The organism is Acinetobacter sp. SW-226, from assembly GCF_055632855.1.
In genome coordinates, this window is the sequence record NZ_CM145752.1 from 2,213,415 (window position 1) to 2,239,970 (window position 26,556).

The 26,556-nt window shown below is 41.4% G+C and carries 33 protein-coding genes; 1 reads left to right on the top strand and 32 read right to left on the bottom strand.

The genetic code is table 11. The features are described from left to right. From ACZ8ZH_RS10535 to ACZ8ZH_RS10690, 32 genes are all read right to left on the bottom strand, one after another. Positions 1 to 459, bottom strand: coding sequence for a phage tail protein (locus tag ACZ8ZH_RS10535; protein WP_470247688.1), 459 nt, complete (start codon positions 457 to 459; stop codon positions 1 to 3). Further along, the gene (locus ACZ8ZH_RS10540; protein WP_470247689.1) at positions 459 to 3,131 is read right to left on the bottom strand and encodes a phage tail tape measure protein; all 2,673 of its coding nucleotides are present in this window, start codon (positions 3,129 to 3,131) and stop codon (positions 459 to 461) included. The genes ACZ8ZH_RS10535 and ACZ8ZH_RS10540 overlap by 1 nt, the downstream gene beginning before the upstream one ends. A 218-nt stretch (positions 3,132 to 3,349) precedes the next feature. Next, a complete protein-coding gene (locus ACZ8ZH_RS10545) occupies positions 3,350 to 3,622 on the bottom strand; it encodes a phage tail assembly protein (RefSeq protein ID WP_470247690.1) in 273 nt (90 codons plus the stop codon). A 1-nt stretch (position 3,623) separates the two neighbouring features. After that, positions 3,624 to 4,133 (bottom strand): phage major tail tube protein, encoded by a 510-nt coding sequence (locus tag ACZ8ZH_RS10550; protein WP_470247691.1) that lies wholly within the window; start codon positions 4,131 to 4,133, stop codon positions 3,624 to 3,626. Between the two features lie 12 nt (positions 4,134 to 4,145). Continuing rightward, positions 4,146 to 5,339: a phage tail sheath subtilisin-like domain-containing protein gene (locus ACZ8ZH_RS10555; RefSeq protein ID WP_470247692.1), complete on the bottom strand. Its 1,194-nt coding sequence runs from the start codon at positions 5,337 to 5,339 to the stop codon at positions 4,146 to 4,148. 76 nt (positions 5,340 to 5,415) lie between these two features. Continuing rightward, positions 5,416 to 5,874: a hypothetical protein gene (locus ACZ8ZH_RS10560; RefSeq protein WP_470247693.1), complete on the bottom strand. Its 459-nt coding sequence runs from the start codon at positions 5,872 to 5,874 to the stop codon at positions 5,416 to 5,418. After that, complete coding sequence (locus ACZ8ZH_RS10565; RefSeq protein ID WP_470247694.1) at positions 5,874 to 8,309, bottom strand: phage tail-collar fiber domain-containing protein; 2,436 nt, start codon at positions 8,307 to 8,309, stop codon at positions 5,874 to 5,876. The genes ACZ8ZH_RS10560 and ACZ8ZH_RS10565 overlap by 1 nt, the downstream gene beginning before the upstream one ends. Beyond that, positions 8,306 to 8,836: a phage tail protein I gene (locus ACZ8ZH_RS10570; RefSeq protein WP_470247695.1), complete on the bottom strand. Its 531-nt coding sequence runs from the start codon at positions 8,834 to 8,836 to the stop codon at positions 8,306 to 8,308. The genes ACZ8ZH_RS10565 and ACZ8ZH_RS10570 overlap by 4 nt, the downstream gene beginning before the upstream one ends. Further along, positions 8,833 to 9,219 (bottom strand): hypothetical protein, encoded by a 387-nt coding sequence (locus ACZ8ZH_RS10575; RefSeq protein ID WP_470247696.1) that lies wholly within the window; start codon positions 9,217 to 9,219, stop codon positions 8,833 to 8,835. The genes ACZ8ZH_RS10570 and ACZ8ZH_RS10575 overlap by 4 nt, the downstream gene beginning before the upstream one ends. 61 nt (positions 9,220 to 9,280) lie before the next feature. After that, the gene (locus tag ACZ8ZH_RS10580; protein ID WP_470247697.1) at positions 9,281 to 9,751 is read right to left on the bottom strand and encodes a baseplate J/gp47 family protein; all 471 of its coding nucleotides are present in this window, start codon (positions 9,749 to 9,751) and stop codon (positions 9,281 to 9,283) included. Then, positions 9,748 to 10,086, bottom strand: coding sequence for a GPW/gp25 family protein (locus ACZ8ZH_RS10585; protein ID WP_470247698.1), 339 nt, complete (start codon positions 10,084 to 10,086; stop codon positions 9,748 to 9,750). Before ACZ8ZH_RS10585 ends, ACZ8ZH_RS10580 begins: the two co-directional genes overlap by 4 nt. Beyond that, a complete protein-coding gene (locus ACZ8ZH_RS10590; protein WP_470247699.1) occupies positions 10,086 to 10,610 on the bottom strand; it encodes a phage baseplate assembly protein V in 525 nt (174 codons plus the stop codon). Before ACZ8ZH_RS10590 ends, ACZ8ZH_RS10585 begins: the two co-directional genes overlap by 1 nt. After that, positions 10,607 to 11,185 carry a hypothetical protein gene (locus ACZ8ZH_RS10595; protein WP_470247700.1) on the bottom strand — a complete coding sequence of 193 codons (579 nt, stop codon included), beginning with the start codon at positions 11,183 to 11,185 and terminating at the stop codon, positions 10,607 to 10,609. The genes ACZ8ZH_RS10590 and ACZ8ZH_RS10595 overlap by 4 nt, the downstream gene beginning before the upstream one ends. Further along, a complete protein-coding gene (locus tag ACZ8ZH_RS10600; protein ID WP_110974770.1) occupies positions 11,170 to 11,679 on the bottom strand; it encodes a phage tail protein in 510 nt (169 codons plus the stop codon). Before ACZ8ZH_RS10600 ends, ACZ8ZH_RS10595 begins: the two co-directional genes overlap by 16 nt. Next, positions 11,676 to 11,975, bottom strand: coding sequence for a head-tail joining protein (locus ACZ8ZH_RS10605; protein WP_470247701.1), 300 nt, complete (start codon positions 11,973 to 11,975; stop codon positions 11,676 to 11,678). The genes ACZ8ZH_RS10600 and ACZ8ZH_RS10605 overlap by 4 nt, the downstream gene beginning before the upstream one ends. A 29-nt stretch (positions 11,976 to 12,004) precedes the next feature. After that, on the bottom strand, positions 12,005 to 12,295 hold the full coding sequence (locus ACZ8ZH_RS10610) for a hypothetical protein (RefSeq protein WP_470247702.1): 291 nt from the start codon (positions 12,293 to 12,295) through the stop codon (positions 12,005 to 12,007). 51 nt (positions 12,296 to 12,346) lie between these two features. Then, on the bottom strand, positions 12,347 to 14,335 hold the full coding sequence (locus ACZ8ZH_RS10615; RefSeq protein ID WP_470247703.1) for a phage major capsid protein: 1,989 nt from the start codon (positions 14,333 to 14,335) through the stop codon (positions 12,347 to 12,349). After that, the gene (locus ACZ8ZH_RS10620; RefSeq protein ID WP_470247704.1) at positions 14,335 to 15,897 is read right to left on the bottom strand and encodes a phage portal protein; all 1,563 of its coding nucleotides are present in this window, start codon (positions 15,895 to 15,897) and stop codon (positions 14,335 to 14,337) included. The genes ACZ8ZH_RS10615 and ACZ8ZH_RS10620 overlap by 1 nt, the downstream gene beginning before the upstream one ends. Before the next feature lie 8 nt (positions 15,898 to 15,905). Next, a complete protein-coding gene (locus tag ACZ8ZH_RS10625) occupies positions 15,906 to 16,451 on the bottom strand; it encodes a hypothetical protein (RefSeq protein ID WP_470247705.1) in 546 nt (181 codons plus the stop codon). Positions 16,452 to 16,580: 129 nt separating this feature from the next. After that, entirely contained in the window at positions 16,581 to 17,444 is an 864-nt protein-coding gene (locus tag ACZ8ZH_RS10630; RefSeq protein ID WP_470247706.1) for an ORF6N domain-containing protein, read from the bottom strand. An 86-nt stretch (positions 17,445 to 17,530) separates the two neighbouring features. After that, entirely contained in the window at positions 17,531 to 17,767 is a 237-nt protein-coding gene (locus tag ACZ8ZH_RS10635; RefSeq protein WP_470247707.1) for a hypothetical protein, read from the bottom strand. Positions 17,768 to 17,985: 218 nt separating this feature from the next. Then, positions 17,986 to 18,732, bottom strand: a complete 747-nt coding sequence (locus tag ACZ8ZH_RS10640; protein ID WP_470247708.1) for a hypothetical protein — start codon at positions 18,730 to 18,732, stop codon at positions 17,986 to 17,988. Between the two features lie 146 nt (positions 18,733 to 18,878). Continuing rightward, entirely contained in the window at positions 18,879 to 20,864 is a 1,986-nt protein-coding gene (locus ACZ8ZH_RS10645) for a phage terminase large subunit family protein (protein ID WP_470247709.1), read from the bottom strand. Continuing rightward, entirely contained in the window at positions 20,857 to 21,354 is a 498-nt protein-coding gene (locus ACZ8ZH_RS10650; RefSeq protein WP_110974762.1) for a terminase small subunit, read from the bottom strand. The genes ACZ8ZH_RS10645 and ACZ8ZH_RS10650 overlap by 8 nt, the downstream gene beginning before the upstream one ends. 93 nt (positions 21,355 to 21,447) lie before the next feature. Next, a complete protein-coding gene (locus ACZ8ZH_RS10655) occupies positions 21,448 to 22,041 on the bottom strand; it encodes a hypothetical protein (protein WP_470247710.1) in 594 nt (197 codons plus the stop codon). 6 nt (positions 22,042 to 22,047) lie between these two features. Then, positions 22,048 to 22,665 carry a lysozyme gene (locus ACZ8ZH_RS10660; RefSeq protein ID WP_470247711.1) on the bottom strand — a complete coding sequence of 206 codons (618 nt, stop codon included), beginning with the start codon at positions 22,663 to 22,665 and terminating at the stop codon, positions 22,048 to 22,050. Continuing rightward, positions 22,662 to 23,030 carry a hypothetical protein gene (locus ACZ8ZH_RS10665; RefSeq protein ID WP_470247712.1) on the bottom strand — a complete coding sequence of 123 codons (369 nt, stop codon included), beginning with the start codon at positions 23,028 to 23,030 and terminating at the stop codon, positions 22,662 to 22,664. Before ACZ8ZH_RS10665 ends, ACZ8ZH_RS10660 begins: the two co-directional genes overlap by 4 nt. Positions 23,031 to 23,098: 68 nt before the next feature. Then, a complete protein-coding gene (locus ACZ8ZH_RS10670) occupies positions 23,099 to 23,518 on the bottom strand; it encodes a hypothetical protein (RefSeq protein WP_470247713.1) in 420 nt (139 codons plus the stop codon). A 7-nt stretch (positions 23,519 to 23,525) separates the two neighbouring features. Beyond that, positions 23,526 to 23,957, bottom strand: coding sequence for a hypothetical protein (locus ACZ8ZH_RS10675; protein ID WP_470247714.1), 432 nt, complete (start codon positions 23,955 to 23,957; stop codon positions 23,526 to 23,528). 160 nt (positions 23,958 to 24,117) lie between these two features. Next, positions 24,118 to 25,041 (bottom strand): helix-turn-helix domain-containing protein, encoded by a 924-nt coding sequence (locus ACZ8ZH_RS10680; RefSeq protein ID WP_470247715.1) that lies wholly within the window; start codon positions 25,039 to 25,041, stop codon positions 24,118 to 24,120. Between the two features lie 11 nt (positions 25,042 to 25,052). Beyond that, positions 25,053 to 25,502, bottom strand: a complete 450-nt coding sequence (locus ACZ8ZH_RS10685; protein WP_470247716.1) for a phage regulatory CII family protein — start codon at positions 25,500 to 25,502, stop codon at positions 25,053 to 25,055. A 24-nt stretch (positions 25,503 to 25,526) separates the two neighbouring features. Further along, positions 25,527 to 25,772: a Cro/CI family transcriptional regulator gene (locus ACZ8ZH_RS10690; RefSeq protein WP_470247717.1), complete on the bottom strand. Its 246-nt coding sequence runs from the start codon at positions 25,770 to 25,772 to the stop codon at positions 25,527 to 25,529. Between the two features lies 1 nt (position 25,773). Between ACZ8ZH_RS10690 and ACZ8ZH_RS10695 the strand changes: the two genes are divergently transcribed. Next, positions 25,774 to 26,553 carry a LexA family protein gene (locus tag ACZ8ZH_RS10695; RefSeq protein ID WP_470247718.1) on the top strand — a complete coding sequence of 260 codons (780 nt, stop codon included), beginning with the start codon at positions 25,774 to 25,776 and terminating at the stop codon, positions 26,551 to 26,553. Positions 26,554 to 26,556 lie beyond the last annotated feature (3 nt).

Genomic DNA, 26,556 nt, shown 5'->3' on the forward strand with positions numbered 1-26,556 from the left:
TTAAAACCCTACCGCATTCATGATTCCAGACAACAAACCTAAACGGGCTGCACTATCTGAATATTTACGCATGTTGATTGTAAATTCTTGACGGCGTGGCACACCAAATGCAGCAAACTTGGTCTGACCTTCTGTAATACTATTAATCACCCAATAGCCCAAGATCTTTCCTGTTCCGCTAATTAACAATTGGGGAACACCTGTCGCAGCCAAAGCACGAAGTTCATCAATCTGGCCTGTACCACCCTTAAACTCAGGATAAACCACACCTGTTAATGACTGCGTATCTTCACCAGGCCCCAAAAACTGTAAATTGTCCCAATCACCAAAAACAGCTTGTTCACCCCACTTATAATTTGTGGTCCTATTTAGCTCTTGATAAGCCGCAGTATAGATACAGAACTTATATGAGCCCAATCGCATCATTGTTAGAAATGTGCCGTAGATCTGACCATCCATTATTGGCTATACCCCGCATCGACCATTGTGCCACGTTGAATTACAGCCTTTGTTCGGTTAATTTTTTGCGCCACAAGGTCTGCAAGTCGGTTAATATCCTGTCCTGGTGCACCATGAATAATAATTGTTATGTTTTGACTCGGTGCTCTGTCGCTCGCACTATTACCACCACCTGAAAAGGTATTTGATGAGCCCATATTGGCAACATTTGGCCTTAAGTTTAATGTCGGCGCTGATTGATTAAACGTATCTAAAACACCACCAAATTGTTGTTTTAAAACAGGTGTACGCTTCCGCATACCAACACCAATGCCATCAACAATAAATCCACCAAGTCCTGCCATCACTCGTGATGGTGAATGAATGTCCATTTTCTTTTTCATAAAGCTTGGCATGTAGTTGTTGATTGAGGCCCATACGGTCTTAAGGCCTTCAAACCCAGACTTAATACCATTGATTAAACCATCAATAATATTTTTCCCAATATTCAACATCTTGTCTTTTAGTGTGCCCAGATACTCAAATATTTTAGTCCAACCATTAACAACACTTTGAAAAAGGGAGCTGTTGGTGATGGTTGAAATTATTCCATTCCACGCCGCAGAAACTACTGATTTAATTCCAGACCAAATAACACTTGTAAAAAGCTTCACAGATTCCCATTTGGCTGCAAACCAATCACCAATTGGGCTAAAAAACCCAACTATTGAATTCCATGCACTTGATGCACTCGAGCTAATAATTGACCATGCAGATTCAGCATAAGATTTTATCTGCCCCCATAAAGATGAAAAGAAGCCCTTAATACTTGACCAATTTGCAATAATAATGCGAGGAATGCCAATAAATGGCAGAAGAATATTTAGGATTGGGTTGTTCGCAAAAACAGTGTCTATCCCATTAATCACGCCTTTAATAAAATCAATCCCTTTATTAAACACACCCTTAATCCCCTCCCATGTTTCAGAAAGTGAGGATTTAACACTATCCCATAAGTCCGAAAAGAATCCCTTGATTGGCTCCCAGTTTTTATAGATTAAATATGCTGCACCCGCGACAACAGCAACGATAGCTACAATCGCAAGCACCATCGGATTGGCAAGCATTGCCTTCCCTACAACACCAAATACCGCCCCAATCATTTTAATCGGGGCAATCATCTTGGTCAGCATTCCAATAGCGGTCCCTGCACTCCCGCCTAGTACAGAAAAGCTACTTATTGCCAGTGCAACTGGTCCAATAACTGTAGTCACAGCAAGAGCTAGCGCTGCAATCCCCCCAATGACTGCTACTGCACCAACCGCAACTTTAGTAAGTGTAGAAGCCAACTGTGGATTTGCTTGCGCCCAACTAGTTACTGATCCAATAACATGAGACATGCTTTCTGCCACTGATGACACTACAGGCAATAATACTGTTCCAATGGTAATACCCAAGCCAACGGCATTATTTTTTAGCAATTGGAGTTTGTTTGCAGTTGTATTTGCTCGTGCTTCATACTCAGCCTGCATGGAGCCATCCCATGCTTTTTTATTTGCTTGAGATACTCCGTTTAAGTTTTTTTCTAATGCCTCCATATTTGTGAGCAATGGTGCTATCGAACCAAGAGATTCAGAACCAAAAAGATCTTTTAAAATAGCGCCCTGTTTATATTTATCTAATGTAGAAACTTGTTTTAATACGTTTAATGTAGTTGCTTCAGCATTGACCTGCATATCTTTGGCCACTTTTTCTGAATCTAACCCTAGATCCTTGTAAGCAGCTTTTTGGCTTTTAGTTGCTGACTCACCTGCAACCAAGGCAAGCATCATATTTTTGATACCAGTAGCGGCCACTTCTTCTGCTACTCCCATACCGCGGATCGTAGCTCCCAGTGCTGCAATAGAGCCTGATGCAAAACCACCAACTTCACCTAATGGCCCAATACGTTGCACAATTTCCATGATGCCTTTTGCTGCAGCAGGCGTATTATTCCCTAAGAAGTTAATCTTATCTGCCAGTGAAGTAACCTCATCTTGAGACATTTTAAATGCAGTGCGCATCTCTGCCATTGCTTGGCCAGACTCTTCGGCACCAATGTCAAAAGCTACCCCCATTTTTACAGCAGTTTCAGCAAACTTTGTTAATTCGCCCACTGCAATACCCGACTGTGCACCAGAGGCAACAATATTTGCGATATCTTTTGCAACCATTGGCAGTGTCGTAGACATTTTAAGAATTTCTGTGTTGATTGCTTTAAATTGTGAATCTGTCCCACTAAAAACTTTTTTAACATCAGCCATAGAACTTTCAAAATCAATCGCCAATTTGACAGGCACCACCATGGCCACACCAGCTGCAACTGTTCCACCCAATACGCTACCTGCAGCACTCTTCAACGAAGCATTCTTTTGTCTTAATTCTTCTACACGGTTTAATTTCTCTTGCGCTTTAGTGAGTCGGTTTAATTCTTCAGTCACGCCAGAGTAACGCATACGTAAACTATCGACATTCTTACCCATGCTACCAAAGGTTCGGATCGACTCACCTAGCATCGCTTGATTCTTTTTGACTCGTTGAATTTCGGAGCCAATTTTTCCTAATTGGGTAGTCGTACTACCAATGGCTGTTCGCAAAGATCCTGCGACTTCGCCACCAATCGTGATAATTGCACTTAATTTTTTGTTTGCCATTGCATAGAGCACACTCAGACCAATATGCAATTTTGATATTTTTATGGGTTTTTATTCATTATTCACTTATGCAAAGAAAAACCGCATTTAAGCGGTTTCTCTAGGTAGTCCATCGCACCACCATAACAACTTAGAAATTGGTAACTTCTCAATTTCAGACAGCGGCCATGAAGTAAACGAAGACAGTGCAATCACCATTTGTCGAATGTCATTTGCACTTATTCGGTAAAAAGTCGATATGACCCTTGAATACGCTTATAGTCCTTTAAGCCTAGCTTTTTAATGAAATCGGGAGCAATCTCACATAAATTTGCAAACATGGTGATTTCTTGTTCAGCATCAGATTTACCCTTACTTTGCAACTCTGCAGAAAGTAGGTCCTGTACAGTAGGTTCACGCATTTGAATATGACTGATTCCATCATAAGCACGGCTCAATGTGATCTGATTCATGCCTTCTTCTTCTTGAATATAGTCTAGTTTAGTTGTCATTTTACATTCCTAACGCTGAGCGAATATCTGCTAATACATCTGTGCCATTAATAATACGAACCATATTGATCACATCAATTTCATGGACAACAGTGCCGCCAATCGTTTGTTTGTAGTACGTCAAAGACAATTCATATTTGTCTTTTGGAGCTTCACCTGCTTTCGATGTCCCTTGACTAATCTTGACGATTTTCCCAGTAAGGTTATGCACAACAGCCGTGATCGTACCATCAAAGGACTCCATCGCCTCACGCACAGTAAATGATGTTGTACTGCCCTCTTTAACCCCAAACAACGACAGCACGTCTTTACTATGTGAATTCAAGGTGAAATCTGCAGTTAGCTTTTCCATCCCCATGGTAATGTCAATTGGTGCATCCATACCGCCTGCACGATACTCTTCGGTTTGAAGTGCCAGCTCTGGCATGTTGGCTTCATCAGTATTCCCTGCGTAACCTTTACCATCGACAAAGAGATTAAAATTCTTGCGAATATCTTGTGCTACACCCATTTCAAATACTCCTTAAGAAAAAATCTCTTTGATATAGTCATTGACTAAGTGAGAACGGAAAATGACGTGTTCTGATGGATACACAGGTGTAAAGTCAAAATCAAAATACACCTTCCCTTGTGCAATTTGATCTGCTGAATTTAGATCAGGATCTGCCCAACAAGAACCACCTAAGATCGCTTCAATATTGGTTAAATAACGTAAGTATGCATTTACGCCTTCAATAACATCTGAAACATAGGTTTTGGTAATACCACGGTCGACAGCCCATAAATGTGCAGCTTTTAATGATTCATCAATCATATCTGCTGTACGGACAACACACAGGAATGCCCATTTCTTATCGCTTGAAAGCGTACGATTCCCCCAAAGACGATAGCCATTTTGACGGATAATCGTTGCCACGTTGTTTTCATTCAGTAAATTTGCACGACAGTTAGCATCACCCATTGCGAAATCAATAGCTCGTGATGTACCAATAATGCCATTAATTTCTTGATTTGATGGTGACCACCACCAACCACGCTCATTATCTGATTTAGCAATCAGACCAGCAACACAGGCACTTGCCCATTCTGGTGATGTTTCACCGTCAACCGTTTTTAAAACTTTAGGATCAACCAGAAACACCCGCTTAGAGCCGAAGTCTTTTGAGTATGCAATTGCATCCGCATCATTCGTATTTGGACCATCAGCGATAATGACTGCTTTTAATCGTTCTGCAATACCGTTCAGTTCAGCCACAACTGGGTTTGAAGTTGCAGGAGTTTGACCAACTGCTGCAGTACGTGTATGCGTATATCCAGGTGCAATTAAAATTTTGGGTACAAAGCCCACAATGTTTTCTGCAGCTAAGAAAGCATGTACTCCTTCATAAGTACCGGTATTTGCATCGACTCCGCCTAAGACATTAGCTAACGTTGCAACCTCTGTTTCGCCTTCTTCAATACGCACGACAACCAACACGGCACCAATTTGATCAAAAATAGAATCAATCGCTTGTGGTAAAGTACCAGCCTCACCAAGTTTAGCTGCTTCGATTCGAGAACCTGCAATCAGTACAGGTTTATTCAAAGGAAAAATTAAAGGATCAGCATTCGGAGCCGATCCAATAATCCCGATAGTCGAACTTCGAACTGTAGTAATGGGACGCGAACCATCATCTACCGTGACGTTTTGAATCCCATGTAAAAAAATATCACTCATGAACCACAATCTCAGTTTAAGATTTTGGTTCATTTTTGCGATTTATTCAGTACTTTTCATTATTCAGTATTGCACTTTACAACGTCATCGCATAAATCCACATATCGTCCACTTGCTCTGGGCTCAAATTAAGTACGTCCAGCATGTATTGAACTGAATCATTGGTCCGTTCAAAACGTTCAGACTCGCTGTATTCAATCTGAATTCGGCTTTTGAGGGTTGGATCTTCAATTGCACCAATCATCTGTTCGATAGTTTCTAAAAGTTCATTTTCAAGTAACGCCAATTTAAACTGTCGACGGGTAAGTGAACTCAGTTGCTGTCTTTTTAAGGTCGTAGCTCGATCCGCATCAACGATGATATTCAGCTCATCATCAAAAACGCATGCATCAATATCGCTAATCTCAGTACTCTCAATTAATACATATCGTTCCTTTGAAATATATTGTGAAACATCTGAATCAAGCGTTAAAGCTTCAACTGTTGTCATCACTGACAAAGACTTATCTTCATTTTCATAAATAATTACGATCATTAGAATACCACCACGGAGACTTGACCAGCATCTATCGTGCCAGTACTTGAAGATGCATAAGTTGTGAGAACTTGTAGTTGAGTCGTTGATTTGACTAAGTCGCTAGAGCCATTTACAGCAACTGGAATTTTTGTAGTCGATGGATGATAAGCAGATCCTGTCCAAACATACTCCGCATCATCCAGTGCATTCGCAAAGGTTAGGGTAAATACACCACTCGCATTTCTCACAACGCTGACGATGTTCATGGATTTATTAATGCTGACGACACCACCTGATACACTGAAATTGACATAGGCACGTGCGACAGCAGTATTTTCTTTCAACTGCGTATTTATCGTGATATTGCCTGTGCCATCAAAATCCGCATTACCTGAAACAGCACCAGATAAAGCAATGTTCCGAGATGTCTTGAGTTTGGTTGTCGTGGCTGAATTACAGTCGATACCTGATGCTGTTAGACGTGCAACGATATTCCCATTCTGCGTATCTACGAAGTTGAATACAGCCCCATAACTATAAAAATTCATCCGATCAAGACCATTACGGCCCATATCTATATAGTGATATTCATCGGATTGCACTAGGCCAGTAGAAGCTGTCACTGTCCCGCTCACATGATCGGAACCATCAAATGTCTGACCAAAAATAGTTTTCGGTGTCTTTAGCTTGGTTGCAGTAGTCGCATTCCCAGCAAAACCACCTAGTGAATACAAAACACCATTCGGATCTAAATTCATCAATAAGGTGTAACTGTCTTGATTGCCATTCCACCAATCGAAGCCACCACCGCCACCTCCTTTATGGTTAATAAAGTCAGTTTTACCCAATCCACTGGTTCTATTCCAAGATAAATACGCCCCCTGTTGTGATGGTGTGTAATCCGCTTGACCATTTGCACAAAGCGTAATGGCTCTCATACTTCCATTTAAAGTGCCTCCAGTGAGCGGAAACTTTTCATCCTGTAATTTTTTACCTTGTCGGGCTGACAAGGGTTTAGTTCCATCATCGGTGGTTAAGTCGTCAACCATCGGAACGTTCTGTTCTGACACCCCTGTAATAAGACCTTTGGCATTGACTGTAAGCACAGGAATTTTTAGGGTTGATCCATAAGTACTTGCTACCACACCTGAATTGGCTAAGGTGAGAATGCAGGATGCATTGGCAGAGCCATCAAAATTGAATGAACCTGTCGCTGCACCTGAAAAGCTAATGTCTCGAGCCGTTTGTAATTTGCTTGTTGTAGATGAATTACCATTCAAGCCACCATTGAATGTTTTGGCATATACATGTTCAGGAAAAGATGTATTACCGACACCATCCAATAATATTGCTCTACGGATTATGTTGCTTGATGCATCTCGTTGGGTAGCGTAGATCTCAGCATCATTGTCATCCGTTGTCCCAATTTCAACAAAACCTCTATCTTGCCCAGTGTTGCCCACAGCCAAGTACCCGCCATCCGTGGTCGTGTAAGCCTGAATCAGTTTCTTAAATGCACCCGTTTGATCGCCAATATTTAAAACCGTGATGGTGCCACCAATAGCTAAGTCGCCCGTTACTTCCCCGCCCGATAAAGATAGCTTGGTGTCATCTTTAATGGTGATGTCTTTTGAGCCATCAAATTCAATATTGTTAATCTTTCGTGCGGTTTTAAGTTTGGTTGCTGTTGAAGCATTACCACTCATGCCATTTAACGGAGTGAATGTACCACTACCATCAATATATGCAATTAAATCAAATTTATCGTTGTCACCATTGTAAAAACGGAATCCGCCAGCGCCTAAACCACGATGGTTAATAAAGTCTGTTTCTCCTTGTCCCTCACTTTTATTCCAAGAAACGTAAGCACCTTGAGAGGTCGGTGAATTATCAAGTTGTACCTTTGACTCTTGTAAAATTTTGGCTTGGCGAGCTGACACGGGCTTGGTTGAATCATTGGTAGTGAGGTTGTCGACCAGCTCATTTCGACGGATATAATATTCATTGACCCATGCCTGGCTCGCATAGATTAATGATTCATCCAGTAAAATTTCGACTACATTCCCATCTCGAACATTCTGTGTAAATTTGAGTCGATATTCACTTACACCATCAGGATCTGCAACTTTAAAAAATGGTGCATGTGAACCATGCGAAATAAGCACATTATCAGCAATAATCCCCATTTCCCGAATCCAAAACCCGCCAATACTTGAGGGAATAATGGTCTCAATCACAATGTAATTTGCAATGGTCGGGTGTTTTGTATATTTAGTGACAGCTTGGCGATGAACTTCCTTAACCAAAGTTGATCTTGTTTTGGTTGGTGTTGGAACTGAACCATTACCATCACCGAATGCAATGTGGGTGATATTCAGTTTTGTATTATTAACAATCGCAGTGGCGATTGCCGCATCGCCAACATTAGTTGTGACGTTAAAATAATCGCTCATGCTCTTGGCTCGCTAGAAAAAGTAAACGCAGTTTGATGTGCAAGAATATTGCAGACAGTTAAAATAGGATTTGTTGTAATCGTCAGATTAGTTAAATGTCTTGACGCAGCCTTTGCATCGGAAACAAGCCGATTAATCTCGTTATAAACTTCTTGATTTAAGCTTTTACCGATAAGATCAAGTTCCAGATTAAAAGTACCTGGTATTAAATTTGGTTGAACTTGAAACCATTCAATCAACTTCACTTCATAACCAAAGGGCTCTAATGCTCGTTTAATTGCTGCTGCAGTTCCTTTAATGCGATGTTGCGCACGGGAATTCCTAATCACATCTCTTTTTAATGATTCCTGCCAAGTTTCATCCCAATAATCGACTGATTTTTGCCATGCAATAAATGGCAGAAATTGAGATGGAACAGCATCTATATCTTTAATTACCCGCATTGAAGTAAGGTCAAAAGCTTCTTTGCCCACTTGAGCAATTTTGCGTTCTAATTCACTGGCATTTGGAGGTAGTAAATTATTCATTCAACACCTCCAATCGCTATCGTTTTATCAGTACAAAATGGGTGATGATAACCATCCATAATCAAATCATTTTCTGGTGAAGTAATAACTACACGCTGAATTCCATCTACGTGTAGAGCTGCAAAAATGGCAGATCTATAAATGCTTTCCCCATTCTTTTGAGCATTTTTAATGTATTTATCTAAACGGATATTTGCAGCTTCAAGCAACAAAGCATCTTCAGCATTTTTTCCAACATATAACTGGGCTTCAATTTTATAATTAGTCGCTACACTCGATTTAACCGTTGGCCTGTCACAAACTGGACGTACTTGATCAGGATCTAACGCTTTCTGGACAGCTAAAACTAACTCTTCAGATGCTTCACCATTTAAGCTATCCACCTGTGTAATCACAATATCGAGTAGATATGGATTAACTTCATCTGAACGAACCTTAATACCATCAACACGACCATCTGCTGATAAAAGAAAAATACCGATAAGCGTTTGCAGACCCAGCTGTATTCATTCCATCAAAAGACAATAAGCAACGCTCTCGTAAGCGCTCATCTGACTCATAAACTGCATCAATCGGTGGAATGGTAGTATTATCAGCTGGCGTGACTAAAAGTCGGACTAAACCATACTCAGTTAGTGCTAAATGTTCCAAATCTGCTTTTTCTGCATAAGCCAGTAATAGTGAGCGTGCATCCGCATTACACTTCGCAGTGTAAAGTAACTCTAGGTAAGCATTCTCTTGTAAAAGCTTAGTAACTGGTTCCGATTCCCTCGTCAGAGTTTCTCGAATTTCATCTTGTTGTTCTGTATCAAAGAGAGCAATAAAATTAGCTTTCCTTGTTTCAAAAATCATTTCGAAACTTAACTCGCTAATCAGACTTGGCGGTGGTAATTGAGAAAAGTCAACAGTACTCATGAGCTCACCACTATTCCATCTAACTGAACGGTTTTGCCATCTAAAACATATTTACCCGTGATTTTTAAAGTGATCTGACCTAGCTGTGCACTGATAATATCAACTGCGCTGACAAGCAAGCGATCTTCCCATTTCATTAGTGCTTCAGCAGTAGCCGCGTAAATATCGACCAATGTGCTCCGATTTAGTGGGGCATCAATTAGAGAAAATAACTTAGAACCATAATCACGGCGCATCACACGTGAACCGATGGGTGTATTTAAAATATCCGCAATGGATTGTTTTAGATGCTCAAGACCAGTTAAGGATCTACCATTAAGTACATTCATACCCATTAATTAACCCCTCCCGTACTAGAATTACCCGATTGCACACCTTTATGCGTATGAGTTCCCCCAATGCTTTTGCCTTTGTGCGTTACATCAGGTCCGTTAAATTCAACAAGACCATCAACTACCAAATCACCATTAATAAAAACTTTTCCACCACTGCCTGATAAATCAATATTTAATGTATGGCTAACTTTGTCATACTCGACCACAGTGCCATCCGCATAAATATGCTTTGGATTTTCAGTGGTTCCCGCATTAGGGAAGGCAGTTTGAGATAAAGAAAAAGCAATCACGCCTTGAGATAAATCACCCGATGGTGAGAGCACTAAAACCTGCTCACCTTTGGAATAACCACCATTCCATGAACGATCTTCACCTGCTCGATCTTTCGCCCACTCCAAGTCAGAAACAAGCTCACCATCAAAATCGACTGTTGCTGTACCCGCATCCAAATCGACAGCATGAACTCGACCAAAACGGATTAAATTGGCTAGAATCCTATCCATTTGTGCCAGTGCATAACTCATGGTGCCTCCTGATTTAACGGGAGTTCTTGGTATTTATCTTCATTTCCTGAACCAATTTCAGGTGAATAGCTAAAGACAGGAGTTGGTGTAATGCCTGATTCTGCCCAAACATTTTCACCGACTAAAATTTGAGTAGAGAAGTCCACGCGCCATACCTCAAAACGATCAAGCTCAGGAAAAAATCCATCTTCTGAAATGTCTCCCAGTGAACTGCTTCCAACACCAAATTTCCCAAGTTGGGTAAAGTGCTTATTCTTGAAAATATAGAGCGCCAAACCTACCGCTAGTTTTCGGACATTAATCTTGGCTCTACGTTGATTAAACGTATCAATAATTCGTGCTTCAAATCGGGCAATCAAAGGCAGTTGTTCTGTGCCTTGATCACCCTGTTCATCCATATCAAAACTGGTAAGCTCAAGGAGCAGCGCTGGCAGTTCTTTTGCCGTTGGCGCTTTACGTTCCTCTTCATCACGATAAAACTGAACCAATTGAAAAACTGGAAATTGCGCTCTAAATTTGGCTTCAATCACATCATGTAATTGACCTAAATCCACACCTGCTATCGCATTTGCCATTTCAACTCATGCTCCAAAGTTTTGAAAAACTGATCTTGATATCCACTTGAAAAGGCTTGATCTTCTAGATACGAATCTGCTTTTGCTTTGATTTCGAGTGTCTGTTTCTCAATCGGCAATCGCCCCCTCCCAGATCGCTTAAACACTTGCCCTTTTGCAATAAAAGCACCATCTCTTTTATGCTTTCCTGCTGTAACGCCTTTCTTAGTTTCTCTAGCATTTAAGTGAATCAAGGAAATCCCATTCAACCCGTACCAAAGCTTGATCGTCCAGCCTGTACTTGTTTTCTGAATGCTTGTTTTTCGCATTCTTCTACGCATGACCTTTTGAATCACCTGTAATTCAGTACTTAATCCTTTAACTGTTCTGGTTTGTACCCACTTGGACATTCGATTTAGAGTACGACTCAATGCTGCGTTTACTTGCTTTTCAGTCGGTTCTAACTCAGCAATTATGGCCTCAATGCCCTGGGCACTTATATCGAGTGAAATCATTCGTTAGCTTCAAGCTTAAGTATCGAAAGACCTGTGCCATCTTGCTGTGGATAGGTCATAACATAAAATTTACGACCATCTTCGAGTAGCAATAAATCACCCCGTTTTACACCTATTACATCTGCTGATTTACAAGTAAATCGAGGCTGAGCATCATCTACTTCATATTCACCAAGTTGAGCATTTAAATACGGTTCATCAAAGATTCCTGCAATGGATTTATCCTCTGAGCCGTCCTCAAACTGCAAAATGGCTGTTATGGCAAATCCACCAAGAGAATCCGTCTGAAGAAACACATCCAAATTTTCCCAACTTGGCATAGGCTTTACTCGGCTTCTGCAGCAGCTTGAATCGCTTCAATCAATTTGTCTTTGGTGAGTGAAGAATCAAGCTCAATTTCATATTCATGTAAAGCAAATTCAATGAGCTGTGCCTTTGTCAAAGTAGCCAAATCTACTTCCTGATCTTCATCCTCGCTCTCAACCAAGGTGCCACGACCACGGCGTAACAGATCTTGTGCTAAAGCATGTGGAACTTCGACCTCATCACCTTTTTTACGAATTTCACCTTCAATTACGACGGCAGAAGTTAAAGCAATTACGACAGTTGTTTTCATGGATATATGCTCACAAAAATGGAAAGATAAGCCACCGCAGTGGCTCTTCAATTAGACAGTTTTCTTGCCGTAGCAAATGGACTCAGTGTTACGTAAAACAAAATCCACATCTTGGAAGCCCACAATGCGTAAACCGCCTTTAGCACTTAACGAATAAGGATCGATCGTGAGATCCAAACCGCCCCACATCGCAATGATCAAATCTGCAAAGTTGCCGAAGAACACGTCACCCGCTTCAATTTGATTGGTGACCTCAGTTCGATAACCATTCACGGTATTCCCTGGTTCCCAAATCGTACTTTCTGTCCCCGCTCCCATTCGTGGTGCTGTTTTGAAATGGCCACGCATGGCTGCATTAATCACATAGGACATACGATCGACATCGGCATTGTCTGAAGCAATTTCAGATTCCATCGCCACCATTTCAGCAAAGGTCGGATTAAGGGCTCCAAAGCTCACTGCGTTTACACCTGAGATATTTTTTAAACCTAGTGGCTGGTTATCTCCGCCTGTACCGTAATAAGCCGCTTTATCAATTTTCAAAGCCAAAGCACGGTTTAAATCATTCCAGACTAATTGTTCCGCAGCGGGTGAACTTTGCTGCATGAGCTTACGGCTGATCTCAACACGACCACCCACCGTTTTAGGGCTTAGTTTTAATTGACCTGTTGCAGGACTAGATGCAGGAACATCCTCTTCCTCACCCAGCCAATAGGCAGTTGCACCACCTGTTTGCTTTGGAATTTCGGCATCACCCACTAATCCATCCATAATGAAACCTAAGTTCATAATGGTTGAGCGATTACGCAGCATTTCAATGAACATATCGGAACGATGGTCAGTTCCAACCAAAGTTGCACCATTTTGAGAAGTACCCACTTCAAATACGCGACTCAGCACATCTGCAGGTACTAAAATCCCTTGAGCTGAACGACCATAGGCCTTTTGTGCCGCTTCTGAACATTCAAGCTCAAATGCTGCAGCCTCACGGTCTGCTTGTGTTGCATTCGGCAACATGGCACGTACCGCACGCATTAAACTAAATGAACGTGCTTCATCCCCCGTAAGACCGATATTGGCATTGTTGCTTTTTGGCTGCTCAGTAATAGGTTTACCCTGATTGTCATGCATACGCTCTAAAATTGCGTTTTGCAGATCGGCTGGTGACTTATTTTCATCAATGTACTGACGTACTAAATCACTCGCGCCAAAACGCTCACCTAACTGCATTAATTCGCTGACACGCTTACGCTCTGCTTCTGCACCACGTTCGGCTGTATCACCTACTGCACGTACCATTTCAATGTCGCCATAACGCTCGCCATTTTCATTAATGCGCTGACGGACTTGGTTGCCATTTGCATCTGTAAAGTAGTCCCAATTCATACGATTTGCTCTTTGCTGATTCGCTGGAATAATTGCTATAGGCTCATTTTGTGGAACGTCAGCATTATTTTCATTATTCACAATTGCGGAACGACCAACCCCTACATTGGTATCTGCAGGAATGGATACGAGGGAAATCTCATAGGGCTGCCATTCGGTAATCAAATAAACATCATCATGCTCACGCTGCTCTTTTAAGATGGCCTTTTTAATGGTGTATCCAACGCTGATATTGGTCCGAATCAGGTCATCAATGTCTTGTAGGATTTCTTCACCACGTGCAGATTTACTCAAGCGAACCAATGCACGCCCTTTACGCTGAGAATGATCTAGCCAAGCACTCTCGACTACACCCACCTGATCACGAGAGTTATGATCCATTAAAAACGGAGCACGGGTATTCAAGCGAGAAAAATCAATTGCGCCCTGGCTATGATCCAGAACTTCCACACCAAACCAACGACCTACCTCTGTTTCACTTGAAAATGAAAGCTCGACCGTTCGCTTTTCCATGTCCACTTTGAAATCATCAACGACATAGTTACGAACCAGTTTGTCTTTATTAAAATCAGGTAAAGGTTTTGTTTGAGAAGCATCTCGGGTAAACGTCATACCTGCTAAAGCCATTGCCAAATCAGTTTTCAAAAATTTCATTACATGCCCTCTTTAGGTCGTCCGACCGCTGCAGTTTGTTTCCGTCCCATACTGGCCAAGATCATTTCTTCTGCTGTATCTTTACTGATGCCTTGAGCCACTAATTCATCAATCATGGCGCGAGTATCGCGGGCTATTTCAGACCATACGGTTTGTGGATCTTTACCTTGTTCACGAATAATGGCTCCTGCAGACGTCAGCATATTGTTCTTCGACTTTTCTGCAGCTGTGACATCGGCAGATGGATCAATCCAAGCCCAACGGCGTGGCTGCCAAGTGACTTGGGTATATCGCTCAATATCCACGGCTTTCAATGGCACGTTGCCCTTCTTAATCACGCCCTTGAGCAAGACATATTCCAGCCATGCGTAATAGACAGGCTCGACTAAAGCTTCAATTAACCATTGTTGAAGTTCTTTCCAATGCTCACGCTCATCTAAAGTTCCCTGGCGAATACTGGAAAAATTCACACCCTCAAGGTCTGAGGCTAAGTTGTTATAGAGCACCCCCATACCTGCGGCCATTGAGCGCAGCATGGCTTTATGGAAAGGTAGAAATTCACCTGTTGGATAATTGGGAGACCACTCTTTGAGCTCAGCTCCTTCAGGTAACATTGGAAATTCACCGGCTTGTGATTCAATTTGGATTTCATCGTCGTCTTCAAACTTGGGACCAAAGCCGTCCTTCCACTGAATAAAACCCATTTTGTTGGCAGAGACACGCGCATTCACAATCGCTGAATCTTCAAACTCTGAGAGTTGTTTCATACGAAATAGACTGGTAGCCGTCCAAGGCATCCCGCGCTTTTGCCCAACAATTTCTTCTAAATAACCATGGATGACTTGTTCAGCAGGTACACGAATGTAGTTCCCAGAGCCAAAGCGATATTGTTTTTCTTCTTCTGAATCACTATCGAAGTAGTAAGCGATCGGACGCCCAAATGCATTAAATTCGATGCCCTGACGTATAAAACGACCACCTGAGAGTTTTGCGCTATACATAATTGGACAGCGCTGAGCATCAATCATTTGTAGGGAAAAACCATAATCCCCAGCATCAGCACCACGGATAATTCGTACAAAGAATTCACCATCTTTCGCCGCCGAAATCACACAAGAACGCTGAATAGAACGCCATGACTTTTTGCCCTGGATATCACAGTGGTTTTTCTTATTCCAATTCGACCATTCCTGCTCAACCGCATCACACAGTTTATTGTCTAATTTCCCCTGCGCATTGCGGATCTGAGCCTGAAGCGTTACACCTTGTGGACCAACGATATTTTGATGGGTTAAGCGTAAATAATTTCGTCCATAATCATTATTGGCGCATTGCTCCCGACTACGTGCAACAAGGGTTCGCTGGTATCGCTCTACGATTAAATCTGCGGGTATTGGTGTCGAAGGCCAAGCTGAGGTTAAACGATCACTCACACCTGCTTTAAACCAACGAACAGCATTGCGAAAAACTCGACTCCCTCTTTTTACGACTGACTCATCTAATACAGGGTTTATCTGCGTGACATTCGGAACTTCAGCAATTTGGCGTTTAAAAATATTCATTCAAGCGATTACCCCAATTTAACCCGTACGACACGACTAAACAGGCTTTTACCTGATGCTTTCGCCTGCTCACGAGCAACTTCAGCGCGGTATTGATTACGCAATCGAATCAAAGTCTCCATTGGAGTGCGGTATAGCTCACGGTTATTAATGCGATAGCGCTCTTGGTCTAAGCTGGCACGACCTTCAATGACCGCTTCTAATGCCGTTAAAGTTTTTTGCGCATGGCTTCTCAAATCGGCATTTTCTGTAATAGATGCAAGATCCGCTTTAATCTCAAGCGCACCTGATTCAAGTTCTACTACCTCACCCGTGTCAGAATTCACTGCACGAAGTGAGAAACCGTAATGACCAGCTTTATAGTCTTTTGAGATATTTGCAGGTACGTTGAATACATGCATATTTCCCTGCGTTGTAGACTGCAGATCAATTGCACTTACACCACGTAGATATGCATAAATTGTCCAATCAGATGCAGGATATGCCGTTAAATTCAGATTGAATCTAAACGTCGTACCCGCTTTGATTTGGTTGGGAAACAATTGACCACTCATGTATTTTTCTAACCAAAAATGCGCTTTTTCTTGGTTTTATCATCATTTTTTAAGTGGTTTTTTTCATTATTCACAATTGTAAAAAACCTCGCACATGGCGAGGTTAGATAGATTTGATAATTCAGTATTTCATAGCTTTACGTTGTAGTTTAGAACACCACACGCTTGTAGCTGTTTAAAACCCAAACCGCCTTTATGCCAGTTGTGCTTTTGGGCTAATTCGAAAATAGGCATATACACTTCACGTCCTACAATTTGTCTCGCATCCTCTGCGCCAAATTTAAAATGGTCATGGATTCCATGTCCCATCGTTGGACTTATCTTTCTTATTGAATCTCCAAACTCTGACCACCAATGGTTTAACCAAAGCATATGTCGCGCAACGGCATCTATATTTTTTGCATTTGTATGTTGGCTTTTATCTGGTTGGCCAAACATAGCAACCAAGTGATGTACATATTCCACGGCGACAGGAATTGTTTCAAATGGAATTTCTTCAATGTGTTGCACATTGAATCTTTGATGAACCAATTTATAGGCTTCGCTAAAGTTTAAATGCTTGGTTTTTGCCACCAACATATTTACAGCATCGTTGAGTGGTGAGCGATCTGACTTATGTGTTTTGGCTAAGATTTCTTGGCAATGGAAATAGCAGTCTTCGAGTTGTTCAAATACTTCCCATGCTTGGTCGGTATCAAGCATTTTTGCATGACGTGCTGCGCCACGTTGTGTCCAAAGGATTAAATGTCTAGCATTGGGACTAACCATCTTTAAGAGGGTTAGTGACTTCTTAAACTCTCGTAGCTCTTGTCCCATTAGTTTAAAAAAATGCTTACCTTCAACAAAACGATCAGTATTGCGTAAAAAGTTATTCTGAATGTTTTTTGTGTCTGCGCCATAGAAATCCGCAAGCATTTCAGTCGTGATAACTGGAACTGACTTAAAATTAATTATAGAAATTTCTTTATCTTTGATATTTGCAACTGTATTCATGTTTTACCTCGTGGTAACGGCTGCAACTTTTTGCTGCCTCATAAACACATTATGCAGTCAATTGACTGCATAATCAATAGAACAGTTTACTCTTGATTTAATTCTTCTAATAAATGAATTGCTTGAGCTACCTCCGACTCTCTTACTTTAGCAAGTTGAATTAATTGATCAACTGCCCATTGTGGCAATGTATCTCGTTTATGCCAACTTTGGACAGTCTGACGTGCAATGCTTTCCCCATCAGCATTTTTAAGTTCATTCGCAATTTGTGCTTGCCAAGATGAACCATACAGACGAGAACCTATCTGCTCAACTCTACTCACTCTGAATTCTCGCCCCCAAAGATAAATGGATTTATAAAACTATTACTATAAAGCATAGTTTTACGTAAAAAATTTCGATTTATCGAAAGATTATAGCCAAACTTATGCTTTTAGGGATGTTTTTATAAGTAAGTATGCGTAAAAAGGCATAGGGAACATAAATCAATTTATATTTTGAAGAATAAAAAAAGCACCCGAAGGTGCTTTTCTATTTATAATTAACCAACTGGGATATATCCCAATCTCAACAATTTATCTCTTTTAGTCATAAGATTCCAAGATTGAACTTCAGTGACTAAGTTATTTATTTCATTAATGAGTTTATTATATTGAACAGGAAATCCTTTGTTTGGCGATTGAATAAGCTGTTTTAGTAATTCAGCTAATTTATCAAAAATTAAATACCAACCATCAATTTTAGCAATATCAATATTTTTCACATCAGATGTTATGTCATTATTTAATAATGAAAATTTTGAATTATAAACAGTTGACCACTGACCATGAACTATCTTATTTCTTATTTCTGAAGGGTCTTTAAGAGATAAATTTACAATTTGCTTTAAAGACTGTTCACATGTTGCAATAGAGCTACCACCCACAATAGATACATTATTTTTCTTTGAAGCTAGATTAATTGCTTTAAGCCAAGCCATGGTAATATTTTTTTCTTTTTTTACCCTTAATATCGTCTTTACCTCTTGCCTATTAAATGAATTTGGCAGATGAATTAGCTTTAGTAGGTTTGCTTCTGTATAAGATGAATAAATAAGGAATGCCGCTTTCGACAAATCAGATATTATCTCCAAGTCACTTGGTCTAATATCACCCGAAGGTAAGGTTTTACTTAGTTTAATTTCTCGGTTAATTAACCGTACAACATTAGATTTTGCTTTTCTTAAACTTTTAACATTATCTACCCATCCTTTGTATAAAGGATCAGTATCAGTGGTAACTATAGACATAAATTAACTCTTTTAATTTTTTGCCATCTGGATTCGAACCAGACTCTCCTCTAACCAAAAAGGTCAAAGTTGTTTTATCCTTACCCTAAACTATAGCACAAGCAAATTATACATATAATTATTCAAATTTCAATATTAACAATAATTTATTTTTTATTCCCAAAAACCCTTTTCTTTTTAATTACGGTATTTTTAGACGCTGGAACAACGACCGATACAGCAGTTTTTTTAATAGACTTCCGCTTCAGCACTGTTTTAACTTCTGCAGTTTTTTGATCAACCTCTTTTTTCACCTGAGGTTCATCAATTTCAATAGATACACGCTCAGAGACACGCTTCAAATTCGGCTGCATAATTTTCAAAGCGGCCAAAGCATAAACACGGCAATCGAGTGCCTCATTACGTGCCCGATCTGGCTTATGCCATTCACGAATTGGTTGCCCTTTCACGTAACGAATAATTAATTTTTCGGCGGTTAATTGTCGGTACCACTCCATTTCTCGGTCATGTGGAAAGTGACAATAACCAGGTCCTTTCTTTTTCAAATCTAAACGGCGCATGACAGTCAGTTTTGCTTCATCGACTCCGACAATAAATAAATCAATTTTCCGTTTATCTTTACCTGACTGTTTACGCTGAGGACTTTGCACAATTGGCATTCCCCAACCTGCACGCCCTTTAATTGCAAAGACTTTTCTGTTTCTACGACTCTTTACATATTCATAAGCCCGTTGTGTATAACCTGCAGTACCACCCGTATCCAAACATGCAGCCGAAATACTGAGTTGAGCACCAGACTCATGCATATACGTATCTTCTAAAATATCATCGAGTTCTTCCCAAACCTCATCACCCAGCGGATCACCCCAAAGCACTCGATAATCTATGGACCAACTTTCTTCACCAACGCCCCAAGCAACAACTTCTAGTTCAAGTCGATCCATCTGCATATCAATGCCACAAGTTAGATAGACACCAGCATTGGGTATTTGAGCTGTAAATTCTTCGGCACGCAGTTGCAGTACTTCAGGATCCGCCTTGTCTCCGTTTTCCTCGTAGGTTTCACCCAATGAGACATTTACAAATACCTGTAAATCATCAAGGGCTAACTTATCCAAATAGGACTGCACAATGTCACGCATCTTACGGAAAGTCGAAAGCATCTCTGGTGCATGAAAACTAACATGGCCCTTAAATGGCTTTTCTGCCTTCCAGCCATGTCCTAATTTTTCAGCATTGCGAATCGCAGCAATACGTTCACCATCAGACCATAACTCACCACAGCATTCACAGCGATAAGCTGAAGTACTAACCTCATGATCTTGATCTAAGTCTTCTTTTGCATCTTGGAGATTCGTCGATTTACGCCCCTGCCAAATCACATTTTCCCAACGTAAAAATTGAGCCTCACCACAATGAGGACACGGAACGTAGTAACGGCGCTTATCACCTTGGTTAAATGCACTCTCCACCCGGCTCGCACCCGCAATAGTCGGCGTACTTGATTCTGTTCTTAGTGACTGATCGCCAAATGTTGCTGAACGCTGTGATAAGAGTTCAACAGGATCGCCTTCTGCAGTAGCCTCCATTCCGTCAATCTCATCCGCATGGGTGATAGGAGCTGATCGTCCACGTAATGTTTTTGGTGAGCCTGCCCAGCTAAACATCAACCAACCACCAATATACGAAATCATGCGACTATTATTCACACCATCACGGCCGCGAGGTTTTGCCATTTTCTCTGAAATGCGATCATTCGCTTCGAGCATTGGACGTAACTTGGTTTCAAGAAATGTTCGGACATCGCCTTCAGTAGGCTGCACAAAGATTTGAGATTTAGGCTCATGGGCAATAAAAAATGCAGTAATACACTGCTGTATCGTTGTTTTGCCTAATTGAGCACCAGTCATATAGGTAATACGGCGTACATCGTACTCTTTAATGGCATCAATCATGCCCCGTTGGTATGGCGCATTATCAAAACTGATAGGTCCAGGTATCGTGTTACCCAGAGGGATAACAATATTTTTTTCTGCCCATTCGCTTGGCAACATATCAGGTGGTGGAAGTAGATTAACCATGGATCGTCGCATGGCTTCATATACTGCACCAATATTTGAAAAACTATTCATCTTCTTCTGGCCAATCTAATTCAGCGGATTGCTCTAACGCCAGAACAATTTCAGCACGGAGTTTTGTTTTGAACTTTCGTTCATCTGTCTCACCTATGAGCTGCAAAACTGCACGTTGGGGAACACCTAAAATATTTTGTCTAAGCTGGCCCATTGCCAAAGACCACATACGCTCAAACTCAGCAACAAGAGCTACTTCCCCCTTTTTAGTCGCCAGTTCCAACTCAGCAAGTTCTGTTTCTGCTTTCTGTTTTCGAATTCTTAGTAATTCAATATCATCAGGTATTTCACCTGTCGCATCTTCAACATCACGCTCACGTAACCAGTTGGAAACAGTCGCAGTATTAAATTTCCATTCTTGGCCACGACCACCTTTTTGAATATACGGACAACCACTACGAACCCAGTTATCAATTGTTGGTAGTGACACACCAAAGATATCGGCTAATCCCTGTCTGGTTACCTCTTGCCCTTTAATTACTGCAGACATGGAATCCCTTTTTTACTTCGATTTTCAGAATTAATATTTAAAAACAAATATTTATAAAAAATGAGACATAAACATAAACTACGGTTTTGAAATTCACGCAGATATGAAAACCTGCGAGGTCTTTGCCCCCGCCTTGGGTGCCCCTCTGGAAGTACCTTGGGAAACTATTTTTTCATTGATATTAGATGGTTCGGTCTGACCGTTGCATAAGGCTCTGTCCTGCTGGATCAGCGCTTGAGCACTCTTGAGTTGCTCTGCTACGGCGTCTGCTCTTGCGGCATACCGAATAAGAAATTCGACATCTCTGTCGTGAAGTCCGCCTGTTGTGGTTGCATGATGACTGACGGTGCTGTCGGCAACGATGGACACATCGGGACATTTCTTGGCTTTGAGTGAGTCGCGCAAGCTGAGATTGTTAGCACGATACTCATCAATAAGAGTTGTTTCATTGTGCTGCAATTCCTTAATCTTTTCAAGATACTTAGCCTCAATTTTCTCTTGATTTTTGTAACTATTACGCTCACGATTTAACGCTTGATCAACCTGTGTTTTAAGGTCTTTAAGCTGCGTCTCATAAGTCTGTATTTGTTCTGACTGAGCACTGTTATATCCATAGTCATAACAGCACCAACCAATAAAAATACTGGTCAATAAAAATCCAAGAGCAACAATGAGTTTGATGTTCATATCGACCTACTTCAAAAATAGGAGTTTTTCTTTAGCACGGCGATTCACCAGCCCGTTAATGACTTTGCCATTGTCATAGATCCAGCGGTCGAACTGATTAGCAGCTAATCCAAACTTTGATTGGTTAAGTAGCGTCAGCATGGTGCTTTTTACAAATGCTGTTTCGCCGATGTTGTATACGAATGAAGCAAGTGCATCGAATTGGTTTTGATTGAGTTTTACTTTGATGGTTTTATCCAGGCATGCATCCACCCATTTACAATCATTCATCAACCATAAGTTTGCTTGGGCTTGAGTACAGCTATCCCCTTGTTTGACTGTCACACCATCTGGATATTTGATCGTTCCATAGCCAATCGTCCAAACACCGCCAGTATCTTTATAAGCTTGGTTCCGAAAGCCCTCACTTTCACGGATGATGGAATAGCCATAACCTGAAATATCAAACTGGCCACTTACGGCTTTGGTTAATGAAAACCCGATCAGCGTTGCGAATGTTGTTAAACCATGGCAGGCAATAATTTCATCACCAGCAATCACTTGTGACTGTTCAAGCTTTCCGCCTGACATTGCCCGTAACCACGAATATGCCTGAGCAATCTCTGTCGTTTGATCAATGCTCATGACTTGCCACCCTTTTTCCAATTCTTCATCATCTCAACAAAGAATTTTTTGAAGCTAATCTGCTTATATGCACCAGACTTAATCCAAGCGAAGAACTCTTGTAGGACCAACCCACCAAGCGCTCCAGTCAGAAAGCCAATACCGCCCGCATGACTCGGTGCGAGCGCCGTGTAATGCATGATGAGTAAAGTGAGGTAATGTGCTGTAAATGCACCTGATAGTAAAAACACGGCGTAGTCTTTGGGTGTTTTAAGCTGTTCTTTGTTGCATCGAGTTGCCACGGCTGCCCCCATCAATCCTGCAATGAAATATTGGAGTTCGCTCAAATACTTCACTACGGCTGCTAACCAATCTGTAAATGACATTCTTCTCTGTCTCTGAATCTATGGATGTATTCAGTATTTTTGTTCTTATTTCAGAGAAGTTTCATTATTCATAATTTCAGGTCGAGTTGGTTTTGGTAGAACTCAGACTTCAAAATCTTGAGGACAATCCGTTCAGTCACATTAAAGAAATCAACCAGATCAGTGATTGAAAATCCATTTTTCATCATGTTCTTAATGCCTTCATTGCGCGTCGACAGAATCATCTGATTACAGTGAGACAGCACTAAAAGCTCTCCACCAAAAACGGTCGACAGCTTGTGAGCATCTACATCACCTAATGCTTGAACTAAGTTATGCTCTGCGGTTAATTTTTTCAGCTTTGGTACATACAGCAGCAACTGGCCTCGACCTACGCGATTTTCTGTTTTGTAACGTCGACATTGGCTCACCAAGTACAGAGCCTGGTCCCGCCCAATGACTTCTGCAATACTTTTTAAATCTCCACTGAGTCCACTTAAGCTATTCATAGCACCCTCAAAACTTCGCAAATCGTTGAAACACCAACATCGCTGCATCACGTGCATGTTCATTGGTACGGCCTTTCCAACCTGTCATACGGAAAAAGTCTGTGGCTTTCTTTTTAGTGGCATTGGCTGCGGGATGAATCATCTTGTATAGGTAGCCTTGTTCCTTACACCAGTCCTCCCATATTTGGGCATCACGTTTGACCGATCCAACGCCCTGCGCCTTTTCACGACCACCCGTAAACCATGTACGTTGTCGAGCATCTTCAATATACAAACAGACGTTTTGGGCACCCCATGTTTGTACGGAGTCTTTTACTTTGCTCATGGCTTGAGTGATAGAAAGACTCTCGACCTGTTCTAACTCTCCACCCTTGCCACGGTCTGCTGCAACAGCAAACCCAGTCTTCACCCCTGTATCAATTCCAATCATGATTTTCATGCGTACATCGTCCCCAATTCGTTTTTGTTATTCATGAATATTGCGTTTACCCCACCGATATATCCGCACCATCCAAAATGTTCTTTCCAGTAAGACCAGCGACCGTTGGTGCATTTCCAAAATGTTCCATCGTTTTCGATGTGTGTTGCGCCGTGTGGAATCATGCTACCCCCTGCAAACTGCCAGTGAAGCCGACTTGCTTGAGGTATGGTTCCCATTTCTTCGCTTGGGCTGGGTTCATGAGCTTAATTTTGATTCGTGATGCAAGTTGTTCGTATGAATCGCCCGGTGCGCTCTGCTTGCTCGCAAACTCTGGGTGATATGCAAGTTTCTGTGCAAATGCCGAGATTTGTTTTTCAGTGAGCTGCTTCGGTTCTGCTGCAGGTGTTTTTGTGTATCCCGTTTTGGTTTCTTGGGAATACTTGGTTCGGTAGGCATGCAGCAGCCAATCGGCAAAGTAGAAATTCAAAAGTTCATCGCAAATGGTTTTGTCTTGGTTGTAAATTTCAAAGGCACGTTTTTCTCGTTCCACCCATTTCGCTGTCATGAGGGTTTCTGGTTCGATGCTGTCATCGGCCAAAGTAATTTCTTCACGAAGTTTTTTTGAGCAAAGCCAGTCTTTTTTATTTTTAGATTCTATTGGAAGATTCCTTGGGAGATTCTGTGTCCCAATTTCGGTACTGGTCTCGGTACCGTTTTTGGGACTGGTACTTGTTCCGTTTTCGGTACTAGTACCAATATTGGAACCTGTACCTAAATTGGAACTAGTACCGTTTTTACCACTAGTCCCCTTTTTGGTACTGGTTGGCTCATCTTCACGACCGACCACACCCAGCAGTTGGTAGACTTTTACGCCGTTACCGATAATTTTCCCTGTGAACTTAATCAAGGATTTTTCTTCAAGGCTATCTAAAACTTTGATAATGGTTTTGCGGTTCATCTTGGTGTCTTTAACCATACGCATAATGCTTGGGTAGCATTTGTGGTCTTCCCCTGCGCGGTCTGCCAGTGAAAGTAATATGAGGCGTTGTGTAGAACTGTCTACTTCCGCTCTCCAAGCCCAAATCGTTGCATCTAAACTCATATGGGTTACCTCTATTTGTCGTCTACGCACTGGTGTATTTGAGCATCCAGTTCGGCCAGTATTTCGTGTAGTCGGTGAATGACCTTAGACATGTCTATGGCTTCCCCGCGTGTGATGCGCCCGTCTGCCATCATTTCTTTAAACAGCGTATAGACGTTTCCGCCTTTCATCCCAAAGCTCAGCACTAGATCTGTGAGTGCTGTATCTCTGCATTCGGGTATGTCAGGCAGATTGATTGCGACTTTGCCGTGTTGGGCATTAAGGCTTTGCAGTATTCGGTAGTCGTTGGTCAGCGCCATCAACTTGGATGCTTCTAGTAGCGTTAAGTGATGGGTGTCTGTATTTGGATTGACTTTGCTATTGAGCACGGCGGGACTTTTTATGCCCATACGGGGTGCGAGTGCATTTGCTCCACCTTTGTAGTCGTGCACGGTATGGTAAGCAGCATCTAATATGTTCATAACGGCTTCCTTTGAACGTGTTTATTAGACGGGAGCTTTATTACTATTTTTAGTAGAACGAACAAATGCCCAATTGATGTCAGGTCTTAGTTGCTCTGCTTTCACTTCTTGATGTGTTAGTTCTTCAATCGACAAACAGCGATCTTCAGGAATTTTATTGAAATTCCATTTACTTAGAGCCCACGGCGTAATTCCTAGACTGCGGGCTAATGCTGATTTACTACCCGCTATTTTTATTGCTTTTTCTAAAGCATCCTTTGGAGATGACATAATGCAACCATTAACACTACTAAAAGTAGAAGATAATATACTACCTAAAATAGAATTGGTGCAACTTAAAATACGAGGTAAAATTCTACCTGTGGTAGAAAATGGAAAGAAACCCAAATTGCAAACAGCTAAATATCATGAATTTGCATCTAGGCTAAAAAGTCTTATGGATAAGGACGGCTCGCCTATTAAAACTGTAAATCAATTAAAAGATGCTATCGAAGTCACTTATGAAATGGCTCGTAGATATACGTTAGGCATTGCAAAGCCACGTGAAGAAAAAATGCAAATTTTGGCTGAAAAATTTAATGTCGATATTAGTTATTTAGACCACGGAACTGGCTTAGATCCGAATGTATCTACACCATTTCCAGTTGCAGGTCGTTTAATCCCTGTTATTTCTTGGGTTCAAGCTGGTGCTTGGACTACTGTTGAGGCTGTGCCTGCGGGTACACAGTTTGAAGAGTGGTTACCGCCAAACCCTAAATCAGGAAAACATGGTTATGGCTTGGAAGTTGTTGGTGAGTCCATGCTTCCAGACTTCCGCCCTGGCGATAAAATTTATGTAAATCCTGACTTTCAAACAAATGATTTAAAAACAGGTGATTTAGTTATCGTTGCTTGCGATGGTGAAACAGAAGCTACTTTCAAGAAATTGATAGTCGAAAGCAACGGTATGTATTTAGAACCCTTAAACCCCAAATGGCTTGGAAAAATCATGGATCTTCGTGAAGGATGCAAATTGGTTGGAAAAGTTGTTGGACTATATCGGGATGTTTAAACA